This is a genomic window from Streptomyces sp. NPDC033131 (assembly GCF_055578365.1).
In genome coordinates, this window is sequence record NZ_JBVIPA010000006.1 from 180,679 (window position 1) to 194,633 (window position 13,955).

At 72.8% G+C, this 13,955-nt stretch carries 13 protein-coding genes; 1 reads left to right on the top strand and 12 read right to left on the bottom strand.

Annotation, left to right across the window (positions count from 1 at the left end; all coding sequences use genetic code 11):
• Positions 1 to 17: 17 nt before the first annotated feature.
• The 3 genes from ACZ5XS_RS11170 to ACZ5XS_RS11180 form a co-directional block, all read right to left on the bottom strand.
• Positions 18 to 716 (bottom strand): response regulator, encoded by a 699-nt coding sequence (locus ACZ5XS_RS11170; RefSeq protein ID WP_468649975.1) that lies wholly within the window; start codon positions 714 to 716, stop codon positions 18 to 20.
• Entirely contained in the window at positions 713 to 2,050 is a 1,338-nt protein-coding gene (locus ACZ5XS_RS11175; protein ID WP_468649976.1) for a sensor histidine kinase, read from the bottom strand. Before ACZ5XS_RS11175 ends, ACZ5XS_RS11170 begins: the two co-directional genes overlap by 4 nt.
• 427 nt (positions 2,051 to 2,477) lie before the next feature.
• Positions 2,478 to 3,428, bottom strand: coding sequence for an alpha/beta hydrolase (locus ACZ5XS_RS11180; RefSeq protein WP_468649978.1), 951 nt, complete (start codon positions 3,426 to 3,428; stop codon positions 2,478 to 2,480).
• Between the two features lie 249 nt (positions 3,429 to 3,677).
• Between ACZ5XS_RS11180 and ACZ5XS_RS11185 the strand changes: the two genes are divergently transcribed.
• On the top strand, positions 3,678 to 4,286 hold the full coding sequence (locus tag ACZ5XS_RS11185; protein WP_468649980.1) for a TetR/AcrR family transcriptional regulator: 609 nt from the start codon (positions 3,678 to 3,680) through the stop codon (positions 4,284 to 4,286).
• 94 nt (positions 4,287 to 4,380) lie between these two features.
• Here the strand turns inward: ACZ5XS_RS11185 and kynU are convergent, their stop codons facing one another.
• The 9 genes from kynU to ACZ5XS_RS11230 all read right to left on the bottom strand — a co-directional run bounded on the left by kynU (position 4,381) and on the right by ACZ5XS_RS11230 (position 13,895).
• Positions 4,381 to 5,610: a kynureninase gene (kynU, locus tag ACZ5XS_RS11190; RefSeq protein ID WP_468649982.1), complete on the bottom strand. Its 1,230-nt coding sequence runs from the start codon at positions 5,608 to 5,610 to the stop codon at positions 4,381 to 4,383.
• Positions 5,603 to 6,442, bottom strand: coding sequence for a tryptophan 2,3-dioxygenase family protein (locus ACZ5XS_RS11195; RefSeq protein ID WP_468649983.1), 840 nt, complete (start codon positions 6,440 to 6,442; stop codon positions 5,603 to 5,605). The genes kynU and ACZ5XS_RS11195 overlap by 8 nt, the downstream gene beginning before the upstream one ends.
• Positions 6,443 to 6,592: 150 nt before the next feature.
• On the bottom strand, positions 6,593 to 7,006 hold the full coding sequence (locus ACZ5XS_RS11200; protein ID WP_217242820.1) for a DUF3151 domain-containing protein: 414 nt from the start codon (positions 7,004 to 7,006) through the stop codon (positions 6,593 to 6,595).
• A gap of 77 nt (positions 7,007 to 7,083) precedes the next feature.
• Complete coding sequence (locus tag ACZ5XS_RS11205) at positions 7,084 to 8,550, bottom strand: MFS transporter (protein WP_468649985.1); 1,467 nt, start codon at positions 8,548 to 8,550, stop codon at positions 7,084 to 7,086.
• A 67-nt stretch (positions 8,551 to 8,617) separates the two neighbouring features.
• Positions 8,618 to 9,649: a class II fructose-bisphosphate aldolase gene (fbaA, locus tag ACZ5XS_RS11210; RefSeq protein ID WP_468649987.1), complete on the bottom strand. Its 1,032-nt coding sequence runs from the start codon at positions 9,647 to 9,649 to the stop codon at positions 8,618 to 8,620.
• A gap of 192 nt (positions 9,650 to 9,841) precedes the next feature.
• Positions 9,842 to 10,390, bottom strand: coding sequence for an orotate phosphoribosyltransferase (gene pyrE, locus ACZ5XS_RS11215; RefSeq protein ID WP_468649988.1), 549 nt, complete (start codon positions 10,388 to 10,390; stop codon positions 9,842 to 9,844).
• 10 nt (positions 10,391 to 10,400) lie between these two features.
• Positions 10,401 to 11,189, bottom strand: coding sequence for an aldose epimerase family protein (locus ACZ5XS_RS11220; RefSeq protein ID WP_468649990.1), 789 nt, complete (start codon positions 11,187 to 11,189; stop codon positions 10,401 to 10,403).
• 84 nt (positions 11,190 to 11,273) lie between these two features.
• Positions 11,274 to 12,116 carry an SRPBCC family protein gene (locus ACZ5XS_RS11225; RefSeq protein ID WP_468649992.1) on the bottom strand — a complete coding sequence of 281 codons (843 nt, stop codon included), beginning with the start codon at positions 12,114 to 12,116 and terminating at the stop codon, positions 11,274 to 11,276.
• A 141-nt stretch (positions 12,117 to 12,257) separates the two neighbouring features.
• Complete coding sequence (locus tag ACZ5XS_RS11230; protein ID WP_468649994.1) at positions 12,258 to 13,895, bottom strand: polyamine aminopropyltransferase; 1,638 nt, start codon at positions 13,893 to 13,895, stop codon at positions 12,258 to 12,260.
• Between the last annotated feature and the right edge of the window lie 60 nt (positions 13,896 to 13,955).

The window sequence follows — 13,955 nt, forward strand, 5'->3', positions numbered from 1 at the left end:
CACTTCCCGCGGATCACTCAGCCCGGCGTCACCAACCGCGCCTCGTACGCGAACACCGCCGCCTGGGTCCGGTCCCGCAGGCCCAGCTTGACCAGGATCCGGCTGACGTGGGTCTTGATCGTCGACTCGGCGACCACCAGCCGCTCCGCGATCTCCGCGTTCGACAGGCCCTGGGCGATCAGGACCAGGACCTCCGTCTCCCGGTCGGTCAGATCGCCGTACGCAGCCTGCGCGGAGGGCATGAGGCGCGGTGCCTCGGAGAGCTTGGAGAACTCGTTGATCATCCGTCTGGTCACCGAGGGGGCGAGCAGGGCCTCCCCTGACGCCACCACCCGCACCCCGTCCGCGAGTTGGCGGGCCGAGGCGTCCTTGAGGAGGAAGCCGGAGGCTCCCGCCCGCAACGCCTGGTACACGTACTCGTCGAGGTCGAAGGTGGTGAGGACCAGCACCTTCGCCGTGCCGTCGGCCGCGACGATCTCGCGGGTCGCCTCGATGCCGTTCAGCTCGGGCATACGGATGTCCATCAGGACGACGTCGGGGGCGAGCTCGCGGACCTGGTCGACCGCCTCCCGGCCGTTGACGGCCTCGCCGACGACCTGGATGTCCGGCATCGCGTTCAGCAGGACCGAGAAGCCCTCGCGCACCATCATCTGGTCGTCCGCGATCAGGACGCGGATCGCGCCCTGCGTCGTGCCCTGGATCGTGTCCCGCGTCATGCGTCGCCCTCGCTCACGACGGGCACCGGCAGGAACACCGCCACCTCGTACCCTCCTTCGCCCGTCGCGCCCGCCGTCATCTCACCGTTCAGCATGGAGACCCGCTCCCGCATGCCGGTGATGCCGTGCCCGGCGCCGGGCGAGGGCTTCACCAGGGCCGGCGCGGGCGGCGGGTCGTTGACTATGCGCAGGCCCAGCCCGCCGAGGACGTAACCGATCTCGACCCGGGCGCTCGCGCCGGGCGCGTGCCGCAGGGTGTTGCTGAGTGCCTCCTGCACGATCCGGTACGCCGACAGCTCGACACCCTGCGGCAGCTCGCGGACGGCTCCGGTCACCGTCTTCTCCACCCCCAGCCCCGCGTCCCGCACATTGGCGAGCAGTACGTCCAGGTCGGCGAGGGTCGGCTGCGGAGCGTCCGGGGCCTCGTAGTCCTCGGCACGGACGACGCCCAGGACCCGGCGCAGTTCGGTGAGGGCCGCCACCGCGTTCTCCCGGATCGTGACGAAGGCGCGCTCCAGCTCCGGCGGCGGGTTCTCCACCCGGTAGGGGGCGGCCTCCGCCTGGATGGCGACGACCGACATGTGGTGGGCGACCACGTCGTGCAGTTCGCGGGCGATCGTCGTGCGCTCCTCCAGGAGCGTGCGCCGGGAACGCTCGTGCGCGGTCACCGTCTGCTGTGCGGTCACCTCCTGCTTGGCCTCGCGGCGTATGTGCCAGACGGAGACGCAGAGCAGGATGAGTGCGGAGAAGACCAGCATGGGCGCGGTGTTGGTGCCGTAGTAGCGGCCCGAGCCGAACAGGGTCTCCGCCACGATGCCGTAGGCCGCGGTCAGCGCCCACATCCACCCGGCCGTGCGCGGCCGGGTGCGCAGCGCCACGATCGTCAGCACCGTCAGGTGGCAGGCGAAGCTGCCGGGCAGCCACGGCCAGTCGCCCCACTGGTCGCCGAACGGGAGGGCGAACGGGGTGGCCGCCATGGACAGCCAGAACGCTCCTATCGGCCGGACCATGGTCAGCAGGATCGGGATCACGGCGAGCAGGCCGAGCAGCAGGCCCAGGCCCTCGTCGATGGTCGCGATGGCCAGCGCCATCAGGGCGGCCGCGCCGATCACCGCGTGCGGGGTCCAGCCCGCGTACTCCCGCAGCCGGCCGGACAGCCGCCGGGTGAGCGGACCGTCCGGGCGCATGCGCGGAAGTGGGCGGTAGGCGAAGGCGTCGTGGAACAGGTCCTGCCGCAGCCCGCGCAGGGCGTCCGCGGCCAGCCGGAACTCCGGGCTGCGCGACTTGGCCCTGTCGCCCGGCGGCGTGGTGTGGATCTGAGTCGTCTCGGTCACGTACAGAACGGTAGGCGGAGGCGCGGGTCGCGGTCGTCACCAGTGAGAGGGGTCCTTCGCGGTCCCTCTCAGGTACTACGAGTCTGCCGGCCGGCGGCTCCGAGGCCGACGGAACGCGTTCGGCGCGCTCAGTATCCGGCGGGCCGCACCAGCCCCGACCCGTACGCGAACACCCCGGCCGTGCGGGACGCCTCCTCGGGGTGGGCGCGGTTCGCCGCGCACGTCTCGTCCAGCGTGGCCGCCGTCACCGGGGCGAGGGTGGCCGGAGCGGGAGCGGGGACCCGCGGTCGGGCGGCGGCGGAGAGGGGAGCGCCGGCCGCGGCCGTGATGAGTGCGGCGAGGGGGCCCCGGCACCATCTCTGCGCACGGCGCCGCCTGCCGGTTCACCAGGGCGAGTACACCAGGACGGGTCACCACGCGGGGCGGCTCACCACGCCAGCTGCGCGATCTCCTCCGCCACCACCGCACACGCGTCCGCCGCCGGGTCGATCAGCGGGAAGTGGCCGACGTCCTCCAGGAGGGTCAGGCCCACCACTTCCCCCGCCTTCGCCGCCGCGTCCGCGTAGGACTCGGCGACCGCCTGCGGCACGACCACGTCGCTACGGCCCTGGACGAGCGTCGTCGCGATACCCGTGGGAAGCAGCAGGGCGGGGTCGGCGTAGGGCTGACGTTCGGTGAACGCGGCCTGTCCGCCGAGGAGTTGGAGTACCGCCCCACCGCACACGTCCAGCTTCTCCGCCACCGCGAAGTCCGCGATCGGAGCGAGGGCGACGACCCCCCGCAGCGGCACCGGGCGGTCCGTGCGCCAGGGGGCGTCGGCCGGCAGCAGATGCCGGGCCGCGGCCCACAGGGCGAGGTGGCCGCCCGCCGAGTGACCGGCGACCAGCATGCGGCGCGGGTCGGCCTGCGGAAGGATCTCGCGGACCAGCGCGGGCAGCGCGTCCAGCGCGGCGGCGACGTCGTCGAAGGTGTCCGGCCAGCGCCCCGCGACCGGCGCGAACGCCCCGGCCCCGACCTCGGCCCCATCCCCGTCCCCATCCCCGTCCCGGTCTTCCGCCCCGGCGCCGCCCTCACTCCCCCGCCGATACTCCACGCTCGCCACCGCGAACCCCCGGCGCGCCAGGAAGTCCGCGAACGGCGAGAGGTGACGGCGGTCGTACGGAGCACGCCACGCGCCCCCGTGCAGCACGACGACCAGCGGGGCAGGAACCCCGGGCACGACCTCGTAGTGCGGGGCATAGAAGTCGATCACCTGGTCGGGGTGATCGCCGTACGCCGCGGTGGCATCGGGGTCGACCGCCTGGTGCGAGAAGGCCGACTCCTCTTCGGCGGCGGCACGGGCAGCTGCGGCGTCGCGCGCTGCGGCGTCGTCCGGCATGCTCCAACCTCTCAACGACGATGGGGGTACCTCCCAGGCTTTCGGCACTGGGGGAGGATTTGACGGACCGGGAGGCAACCCCGGTGGCAGATGCGGCTGTTGGCGGGGACGCTATCAGGCCCATGACGTGCGCGGACACGGGGATGTCACGCTCGGTGAGGGTTAAACGGTTCTACTGTTCCGTTACGCTGACGCCGGGGACCGTGCATCCATCGCCCTGGCCCCCGCACATGGATCAAGGAGGCCGATATGTCCGCCGAGCCCGGCACCGTGCGCCCCGGCGGGCGTACCGCGCGAGTTCGTACGGCCGTACTGCGGGCGGCGGGGGACGTGCTGGCCGAGCAGAGCTTCGACCGGCTCGACCTCGCGGACGTGGCCCGGCGCGCGGAGGTCGGCAAGACGACCGTGTACCGGCGGTGGGGCTCGGTGACCGGTGTGGTGGCCGACCTGCTCGCCGACATGGCCGAGCAGTCGCTGCCGCGTACCCGTACGGGTTCCGTGCGGGGGGACCTGCGCGCGAACGCCTCGCTGGTCCAGCGGACCCTGGCCGACCCCCGGCAGGGCGCGCTGTTCCGCGCGGTCATCGCCGCGGCGGCGTGCGACGCCCGTACGGCCCAGGCGCTGCGGCGCTTCTACGAGGTACGGGTGGCGGAGTGGGCGCCGTGCGTGGCGGAGGGCGTCACCCGGGGGGAGCTGCCGGCGGGCACGGACGCGGCGACCGTCGTCCGGGCGGTCTCGGCGCCCCTCTACTACGGCTTCCTCACCACCGGCGCAGCCCCCGCCCCCGCCGACGCCGAACGCGCGGCGGACGCGGCGGTCGCGGCGGCGGAGGCCGGTGTGTACACCGCCGCGACCTGACCGCACATGAACGTGCCCGCACATGAACATGCCCGCACATGAACGCGCCCGCGCCCGCCCCTGAACCAGCACCAGCACCAGCACAGCCAGTTCGTCAGTCGTCCCCCGCACCGCCCCGCAGCGTCTCCCCCAGTACCCCCGCCGCCCGCTCCACGTCCGCGAACCCGACGTACAGGGGCGTGAAGCCGAAGCGGAGCACGTCAGGGCGCCGGAAGTCTCCGACGACGCCCCGTTCGATGAGCCGTTTCATGACCTCCGCGGCGTCCGCGCACCGCAACGCGACCTGGCTGCCGCGTTCCTCGTGGGCCACCGGTGTCAGCGTCTCCACGCGGCCCGGCGGGACGTACTCGGCGACGCACTCCAGGAAGAAGTCCGTCAGTGCGAGGGACTTGGCCCGGACGGCGTCGATCGAGACGCCGTCCCAGACCTCGAGGGCCGCCTCCAGGGCGAGCATGGAGAGGATGTCGGGCGTGCCGACGCGGCCGCGCAGGGCGCCGGAGGCCGGTTCGTAGTCGGGGCGCATGCCGAAGGGTTCGGCGTGGGAGTTCCAGCCGGGCAATGGGGAGTCGAAGCGGTCCTGTATCTCGCGGCGGACGTAGAGGTACGCCGGTGAACCGGGGCCGCCGTTGAGGTACTTGTAGGTGCAGCCGACGGCCAGGTCGACGCCGTGCTCGTCGAGGCCGACCGGCAGGGCGCCCGCGCTGTGGCACAGGTCCCAGACCGCGACCGCGCCCGCCGCGTGCACGGCGGCCGTCAGACCGGGCAGGTCGTGCAGCCGTCCGGTGCGGTAGTCGACGTGGTTGAGCAGGACCGCGGCGGTACGGTCGCCGAGCACGCCCGGCACCTGCGCCGGCGTCACCGGGCGCAGGGTGCACCCGGTCATCCGGGCCGCCGACTCCGCCATGTACCCGTCCGTCGGGAAGGTCGTCGCGTCGACGACGATCTCGTCGCGCGCGGAACGGGCGGAGTCGCCGAGCCGAGCCAGCCGTACCGCTCCCACGAGTGCCTTGAAGACGTTCACGCTTGTCGAGTCGCCGGCCACGATCTGCCCGGCCGCCGCCCCCACCAGCGGGGCGATCCGGTCGCCGATCCGCTCGGGCGCGGTCCACCAGCCGCTCTCGTCCCAGGACCGGATGCGCAGCTCGCCCCACTGCCGCCGTACGACGTCGTCGACGCGCCCGGGGACTGCCGCCGGCAGCGCGCCGAGCGAGTTCCCGTCGAGGTAGACGACATCGTCGAGCACGAACCGGGAGCGCACCCCGGCGAGCTCGTCACCGTTGTCCAACTCCCGTGCCTTGAAGGCGAGTTCAGTGATGTCAGACATGAGACCGCGCCGTCCACAGCTCGGGGAAGACGTTCTTCTGCGCGCGCTTCTCCAGCCAGGCGACCCCGGCCGAGCCACCGGTCCCGGTCTTGGAACCCATGGCGCGCCGGGTGGCGACGAGGTGGTCGTTGCGCCAGCGCCAGACCAGTTCGGCCACGTCGGTCAGGGCCTCGCCGAGACGGGCGAGGTCGTCGCTCTCGTCACCCGAGTACAGGGCGGTCCACACCGCCTCCACCTCCGGCGACGGCTCGTAGCGGCGCGACACGTCACGGTCCAGGACAGCGGCCGGGATCGCGTGCCCGCGCCGCGCCAGCAGCCGCAGCACCTCGTCGTACAGGCTCGGCTCGTGCAGCGCCTTCTCCAGCTCCCCGTGGACGCGGGGCGCGCCCCGGTGCGGGACCAGCATGGACGCGGACTTGTCGCCGAGCAGGAACTCCATGCGGCGGTACATCGCCGACTGGAAGCCGGAGCCCTCGCCGAGGGCACTGCGGTACGAGTTGAACTGCGCGGGCGTGAGCTGGCCGAGCGGCTTCCAGGAGGCGTTCAGCGCCTCCAGTTCCCGTACGGAACGCTTCAGCGCGGCGACGGCCGTGGGCACGTCGTCGGAGCGCAGGGCGTGTGCCGCGGTCTCCCACTCGTGGACGATGACGGTGAACCACAGCTCCATCACCTGGGTCGTGACCAGGAAGACCATCTCTCCGGGATCGTCGGAGAGGGTGTGCTGGAGGTGGGTGAGCACGTCCGCCTTGACGTAGTCCTCGTACGGCGTCGTGCCTGCGAAGTCGAGATGCGGAGTCTCGGGCTCCTGGGATTCGTGAGCCTCGTGGGACATCGCTGTCTCCTGTTGTGTACTCCGGGTAGCGGTCCGCCCCTGCCGTTACCGACACGGGGGCCCCGGTCCCCGCCGGGCATCTTCTTCGATGGTCCGCCGAAATGGCAAGGCCCGCCTGATCGCGCAGGCGGGCCGTACCGGAAGAACGTCCTAGCCCAGGGTCTGGGCCGCCGTCGGCGAGGAGTCCTTCAGGAACTGCGAGCAGCGCTCGTACTCCTCCTGCTCGCCGATCGCCTGCGCGGCGCGGGCGAGGCCGTGCAGGGCGCGCAGGAAGCCGCGGTTCGGCTCGTGCTCCCACGGGACCGGGCCGTGGCCCTTCCAGCCGTTGCGGCGCAGCGAGTCCAGGCCGCGGTGGTAGCCCGTACGGGCATAGGCGTACGACTCCACGACGCTGCCCCGCTCGAAGGCCTCGTCGGCCAGCTGGGCCCAGGCCAGGGAGGAGGTCGGGTACTTCCCGGCGACGTCCGCCGGCGCGGTGCCGTTCGCAAGCAGCTCCCGCGGCTCCGGGTCGTCGGGGAGGTGGGTCGGGGGCGGTCCCCCGAGAAGGTTTTCGTGAATGGACATGGGCCAAGTCTCCTCCATCCGACGCGCGACAGAGCCACGTGGGACCGAGCGACGTGTGACAGCGCGCGGTCGTGCCGTCACGCCGGCTTCCGCCGCGCCCGCTCCCCCTCCAGCGGCGGCGCCGTGACGAACCCGTGCGTCCGGCACTCGGGCCTGCGGCAGTCCGCGGCCGGCTTGCGCACCGTCGCGAAGGCGACCACCGCCCCCACCACCAGAACCCCCGCGCACACCGTCATGGCCCGCCCGAACGCCTCGTCGAAGGCCCCCGGCGACCGGTACGCCTCCTCGCCCATCCCGGCGATCAGCGGCAGCGCCGCCACCGCGATCAGGCCCGCCGCCCGGGCCGCCGCGTTGTTGATCCCGCTGGCCAGCCCGGCCCGCGCGGTGTCCACCGACGCGAGGACGGTCGCCGTCAGCGGCGCGACCAGGGTCACCATCCCCAGCCCGAGGACGAGCAGCGCGGGCAGCACGTCCACGACGTACGAGGCCCCCGGCCCGACCCGCAGCATCAGCAGCATCCCGGCGGCACACAGCAGCGGCCCGACGGTGAGCGGGATGCGCGGCCCGATGCGGTCGGCCAGGGCGCCCGAGCGGGCGGAGAACAGCAGCATCAGGGCGGTCGTGGGCAGCAGCGCCGTCCCGGCGCCGAGGGCCGAGTAGCCGACGACCACCTGGAGCTGGAGCGCGGCGAGGAAGAAGAAGCCGCCGAAGGCCGCGTACACGCACAGGGTGACCAGGTTGACCGCGGTGAACTGGCGGGACGCGAAGATGTCCGTCGGCATCATCGGATCGGCCCTGCGTCGCTCGACGAGGACGAAGACCACCGCGGCGGCCACCCCGGCGAGGGCCGTGAGCACGACGACCACGGAGCCTTCCCGGGCCTCGATCAACGCGTACGTCACGAGAGCGAGCGCCAGCGCTCCGAGCACCGCCCCCAGCACGTCGAAGCGGGTGTGCGCACGGCCGTCCCCCGACTCGGGAACGTGCCGTACGGCGATCGGCGCGCACAGCAGCGCCAGCGGCACGTTGATCAGGAACACCCACCGCCAGCCGGGCCCGTCCACCAGCCAGCCGCCCACGAACGGCCCGACCGCCGCCCCGACCCCGCCGAACCCGGACCACAGGCCGACGGCCCGGCTTCGGTCGTCGGTATGGAAGGACGCCTGGATGATGGCGAGCGAACCCGGCGTGAGCAGCGCGCCGCCGACCCCTTGCAGCGCCCTGGCGGCGATGAGGAACTCGGCGTTCGGGGCGATCCCGCACAGCAGGGAGGCGGCGGCGAACCAGAGCACGCCGATCACGAAGACCCTGCGGCGCCCGAACCGGTCCCCGAGCGCGCCGCCCAGCAGGATCAGTCCGGCCAGCGTCAGCATGTACGCGTTGACCGTCCACTGCAGCGCGGCGAGATCCGCGTCGAGATCGCGGCCGATGCGCGGCAGGGCGACGTTGACGACGGTCGAGTCCAACAGCGCCATGCTGGAGCCGAGGACGGTGGTGAACAGGATCCATTTGCCTTGCGGCGAGGCCAGCCGGACGTCGGGCATGCCCCCAGGTATACAGCGAGCCCGGTGCCGTGGCACCGGGCTCGCCGCGATCGCTGGTGCGCTGCCGCTACTTGATCTTCGTGCCGCTGGAGCGCAGGTTCCCGCAGGCCTCGACGACGCGCGCGGCCATGCCGGCCTCGGCGAGCTTGCCCCAGGTGCGCGGGTCGTAGGTCTTCTTGGAGCCGACCTCGCCGTCGACCTTCAGGACGCCGTCGTAGTTGCGGAAGACGTGGTCGACGACCGGGCGCGTGAACGCGTACTGCGTGTCGGTGTCGATGTTCATCTTGACGACGCCGTTCTCCAGCGCGGTCGCGATCTCCTCCGCGGAGGAGCCGGAGCCGCCGTGGAAGACGAAGTCGAACGGCTGCGAGCCGGCCGGCTTGCCGTACTTGGCGGCGATCCCCTCGTTGAGGTCCTTCAGCAGGTCGGGACGCAGGACCACGTTGCCCGGCTTGTACACGCCGTGGACGTTGCCGAAGGACGCGGCCAGCAGGTAGCGGCCCTTCTCGCCGAGACCGAGCGCCTCGACGGTACGCACCGCGTCGTCGACCGTCGTGTACAGGGAGTCGTTGATCTCGTGCGAGACGCCGTCCTCCTCGCCGCCGGTCGGGGTGATCTCCACCTCGAGGATGATCTTGGCGGCGCGGGCGCGCTCCAGGAGCTCCTGGGCGATGGACAGGTTGTCGGCCAGGGTCTCCGCGGAGCCGTCCCACATGTGGGACTGGAACAGCGGGTTCTCGCCGCGCGCGACGCGCTCCTCGGAGACGGCCAGCAGCGGGCGTACGTACCCGTCGAGCTTGTCCTTCGGGCAGTGGTCCGTGTGCAGGGCGACCGTGATGTCGTACTTCTGGGCGACGATGTGCGCGAACTCGGCCAGGGCGACCGCGCCGGTCACCATGTCCTTGCTGTGCTGACCGCCCAGGAACTCGGCGCCACCGGTCGAGATCTGGATGATGCCGTCGCTCTCCGCCTCCGCGAAGCCGCGCAGGGCCGCGTGCAGGGTCTGGGAGGAGGTCACGTTGATGGCCGGGTAGGCGAACCTGCCTGCCTTCGCCCGGTCGAGCATCTCGTTGTAGACCTCGGGGGTTGCGATGGGCATCTGTCCGCTCCTTGGTATGTGCGGGTTGGCGTTCTGCGTACTACGGCCCTGACCTAGACCTTGGGGGTGACGTCATCGTCGGCCCCATCTTTCCAGACTTGGCCGGATGGTCCCCCCTCCGTGTCCAGCCTGTGGATAACCGGCCTGACATCGGCCGGACAACGACCGAACAAGGACCGGACAACGGCCGGATCAGTCCAGGCCCAGCTCGTCCTTCGAGTACGCGAAGCGGTACGGCACCCCCGCACCCTCCTCGATCTTCTCGGCGGCACCGGTCGCCCGGTCGACGATCGTCGCGACGGCGACGACCTCCGCGCCGGCCTCGCGCACGGCCTCCACGGCGGCCAGCGGAGAGCCGCCGGTGGTGGACGTGTCCTCGACCACCAGCACCCGGCGGCCCGCGATCTCCGGACCCTCCACGCGCCGCTGCAGCCCGTGCGCCTTCGCGGCCTTCCGGACGACGAAGGCGTCCAGCTTCCTGCCGCGGGCGGCCGCCGCGTGCAGCATCGACGTGGCCACGGGGTCGGCGCCCATGGTCAGCCCGCCCACCGCGTCGAAGTCGAGGTCGGCGGTCAGGTCCAGCAGCACCTGACCCACCAGCGGGGCGGCCTCGCCGTCGAGGGTGATGCGCCGCAGGTCGACGTAGTAGTCGGCCTCCAGACCCGACGACAGGGTCACCTTGCCGTGCACCACGGCCTTGTCCTTGATCTGCTGCAGCAGCACGCCTCGTACGTCAGTCATGCCAGCCAGCTTAGAGGCGGCGCCAGGCCCAGCTGGTCGAGGCCTCCAGCGGCTCCAGCGGCGTGACCAGGCGGGGCAGCGAGTTCAGCCCGTTGGGCGGCCCGGTCTGCGGCTCCACGCACACGGCCGCCTCCTGCTCGTCGTACACGACGACCCACCGCTCGGGACTGGTGACCTTCAGCTCCAGCTGTCCCGGCCAGGTGAGCGTGACGTCCACGCCGTCGGGCATGCCGAAGCAGTCGTCCCAGGGGCCCGGCTTCGGGTCGACCCGGTTGCCGGTGGGCAGGTGGTCCTCGCCGCGCTCCTCCTGCCAGGCGGCCTCGAAGCCGAGCCGCACGTCATCCTGCCCCAGGTTCCGGTTGAACCACGGGTGCCAGCCGATCTGGGCCGGGAAGGAGGATCCGTACGTCTCCACGGACATGGTCAGCGTCAGGGCGTCCTCGGTGAGGGCGACGACCTGGGTGACCCGGCCCGGGTAGGGCCAGGGCTCGACGAGGTCGTACGTGATGACCGCCTCGTCGGCCGTGGTGCGGGCGGTGCGCCACACGCCGTCGCGCACGGTGCCGTGGATGGCGTGCGGCGGGGAGTTGAGGGGCATCTGGTGGACGGTCGCGCCGTCCCGGAACCGGCCGTCCCTTGTCCGGCCGCACCAGGGAACCATCGGGAAGCAGCCGAAACGGTCGCCCTGGCGCAGGAGTTCGACCCCGCCGACGCGGAGCCCTCCCACCCGGCCGCCGTTGCCCGGCTGCACGGTCACTTCCGCGTCGCCCGCGGTCAGCGTGATGTCTTCGTTACTCACGGGACGACCCTACTGGGCTGATCAAGAGGGCGGTCGGGAAGGACCGCGGGGACCGGGGCCGACCCGGCGCCGCGGCGCGCTTCCTCAGCGACGCCTGCGCAGCGCCCTGCCCGCGACGATGGCCGAAGCCAGTACCAGCGCCGCCGCCGGTGCCGCCCACCGCAACGCCGGGTTGGTCCCGGCCGTATGCGGCGCGGGAACCGGCGCGTACCGGCCGCGCGGCGGCGCGTGGTCGACCTCCTCGGCGCTGCGCCCGATCATCGTCCGCCGCGCGTGCGCCGCCTCGGCGGGGGGCTGGACGGGCTCCGTGAAGTCCTCGGAGGCGTCGGAGAGGGCGGGCGGGGGGACCTCGGCGTCGAACTCGGGGGAGGACTCGGAGGAGGACTCGGAGGAGGACTCGGGGTCGGCTTCGGGCCCTTCCTGCGCGTCGGGCGCCACCTGACCTTCCTGCGCGTCCGCGGCATCAGGCGCGTCCACCACCGTCGGCTCCACCACCGTCGGCTCCTCCGCCGCGGCCCCCAGGTTCTCCGCGAACCGGCCGAGGAGCCGCGTGGCCGCCGAGGCCACCGCGTCCGGCGGGAGTTCCGTGAGGCGGCCGTCCGCCGACGCCGTGCCCTCGAAGGTGACCGTGGAGCCGCCGTCCGTGTCCCGGAGGCGGATGGTGAGCGTGAGTTTCACCGCGCCCGTGCCGCGGGCCTCGACGGCGTCGCCCTCGACGGCGTACGAACCGTCCGGCCGCGCGAGCACGCGTGCGGAACCGCGGTAGGTGACGGAGTGGCTGCCGACGCGCACCTTCAGTCGCCCCGCGACGGGCTCGGCACCGGCGTCCTGCTGGAGCCCGGGGACCGCCCGGGCGACCCGCGCGGGGTCGGCCAGCGCCTCCCTGAGCCGATCGACCGGAACCGGAACGAACACCTCATGCTCCATGTCAGCCGAGACTACCCAGTGAGCGCCGTCGTGCACCCCCGTTGGTCGAAAGTGACCGCGCGTCGATACGGGCCTTCGCAGAACCGCACCGTCACCGCGCTGTCACCGCCTCGGCGCCACATCGGTCCGCCTCAATCCGCCTCAGTACCGCGGATGCACCAAGGTGGAAGCCGGCAAGCCCGAGATCCGCGTCCCCGCCGCCGCCGTGCCGTCCGCCCTCAGCGAGGCCTGGGTCATCGTCCGAGGCCGCGGCCCGTCCGGGTCCAGCCGCAGCCCCGGCCGCTCGACCGGTGCCGCGAGCACGAACCCCCAGTCGCGCGGGGCCCTCGACGCGCCTGCCGAGCGGTCGGGGCCCGCGGCGAAACCGGAGTCGCGGCCGCCCACGCGGTAGGGGCTCGTGCGGAGGTCTGCCGCGCGCACGGTCGTCTCCACCGTCCAGAAGACGCGCGGGCGGGAGGTGACCGGGCCGGCGTGGACGACGAGGCGGCCGTCGTCCGTCAGCGCGCGCCGGGCCAGGCCGTAGAACTCCTGGGCGTACAGCTTGGTGCTCGCGGTGATGCCCGGGTCGGGCAGGTCCGCGATCACCACGTCGTACGTCGTCGGCGGCGCCCCGCGCAGCCAGTGGAAGGCGTCCGCGGTCGCCACGTGGACACGCGGATCGCCGTAGACATGGCCGTTGAGCTTCGCGAGGGCGGGGTCGTGGCGGGCGAGCCGGACGACCGCCTCGTCGAGTTCGACCACGTCGACCCGGCGGACGCCGTCGTGGCGCAGTACCTCGCGGGCGGCGAGTCCGTCGCCGCCGCCGAGGATGAGCACGCGCGCGTGCGGGCCGCTCATCGCGGGGTGGACCAGGGCCTCGTGGTAGCGGTGCTCGTCACGGCCGCTGACCCGCAGCCGGCCGTCCAGGAAGAGGGCGAGGGGGCGGCCGTCGGTGCCGCCGGTGAGGACGATCTCCTGGACGTCGCTCTGCAGCGCGACCCGTACGTCCGAGCCGTACACCGCCTGCCGGGCGGCCCGTTCGAAGTCGTCGACGAGTACGGCGGCCGTGGCGAGGACGGCGAACACGGCCGCGTTGCCGAGCAGCAGGAGCCAGCGTGCACGGCGGGTCAGGTCGCGGCGGAACAGGCCGAGGACGAGCGCCCCGCCGGCGATCAGGTTGACCGTGCCGGTGAGCAGCGCGCCGGTCAACTGGCCGAAGAGGGGGAGCAGGAGGAAGGGAAACGCCAGGCCGCCGACGAGTGCGCCGACGTAGTCCGCCGCGAACAGGTCGGCCACCGCGCCCCCGGCGTCCTGGCGCCTGATGCGCTGGATCAGCTCCATCAGCAGCGGCACCTCGGCGCCGATCAGCACGCCGATGGCCAGGGAGAAGGCGACCAGGAGGCAGCGGGGGCCGCTCGTCCACAGGCCGCCCCAGTCGCCGGTCCAGGCGAAGACGGCGTACAGGGCCATCGCGCTGCATCCGCCGACGAGGGCGAGGGTTGCCTCCACCGCGGCGAAGCCGGCCGCCGCCCGCCACCGCAGCCGTTTGGCGGCGAGGGAGCCGAGACCCATCGCGAAGACCATGACGGACAGGACGACGGAGGCCTGGGTGACCGAGTCGCCGATCAGGTAGGTGGCGAGGGCGACGAGTTCGAGCTCGTAGACGAGTCCGCAGGACGCGCAGACGAAGACGCAGGCGAGGACGAGGAACCGGCCGGTGCCGGGGCGGACGGGCAGCCGCGTGGGGCCCGCCCAGGGCGGCGTGGTGCCGGGTGGGGCGGGCGCGTGCGGTTCGATCACGCTGCGACGTTACGTCACGGCAACGGCACGCTTCGTCACCCACACGTGTGGAACTGTCGG

What these genes read in the sequence shown, in the direction of transcription:
- ACZ5XS_RS11170 (WP_468649975.1), bottom strand. Translation starts at nt 716, where the DNA reads ATGACGCGGGACACGATCCAGGGCACGACGCAGGGCGCGATCCGCGTC.
- ACZ5XS_RS11180 (WP_468649978.1), bottom strand. Translation starts at nt 3,428, where the DNA reads ATGCCGGACGACGCCGCAGCGCGCGACGCCGCAGCTGCCCGTGCCGCC.
- ACZ5XS_RS11185 (WP_468649980.1), top strand. Translation starts at nt 3,678, where the DNA reads ATGTCCGCCGAGCCCGGCACCGTGCGCCCCGGCGGGCGTACCGCGCGA.
- kynU (WP_468649982.1), bottom strand. Translation starts at nt 5,610, where the DNA reads ATGTCTGACATCACTGAACTCGCCTTCAAGGCACGGGAGTTGGACAAC.
- ACZ5XS_RS11195 (WP_468649983.1), bottom strand. Translation starts at nt 6,442, where the DNA reads ATGTCCCACGAGGCTCACGAATCCCAGGAGCCCGAGACTCCGCATCTC.
- ACZ5XS_RS11200 (WP_217242820.1), bottom strand. Translation starts at nt 7,006, where the DNA reads ATGTCCATTCACGAAAACCTTCTCGGGGGACCGCCCCCGACCCACCTC.
- ACZ5XS_RS11205 (WP_468649985.1), bottom strand. Translation starts at nt 8,550, where the DNA reads ATGCCCGACGTCCGGCTGGCCTCGCCGCAAGGCAAATGGATCCTGTTC.
- fbaA (WP_468649987.1), bottom strand. Translation starts at nt 9,649, where the DNA reads ATGCCCATCGCAACCCCCGAGGTCTACAACGAGATGCTCGACCGGGCG.
- pyrE (WP_468649988.1), bottom strand. Translation starts at nt 10,390, where the DNA reads ATGACTGACGTACGAGGCGTGCTGCTGCAGCAGATCAAGGACAAGGCC.
- ACZ5XS_RS11225 (WP_468649992.1), bottom strand. Translation starts at nt 12,116, where the DNA reads ATGGAGCATGAGGTGTTCGTTCCGGTTCCGGTCGATCGGCTCAGGGAG.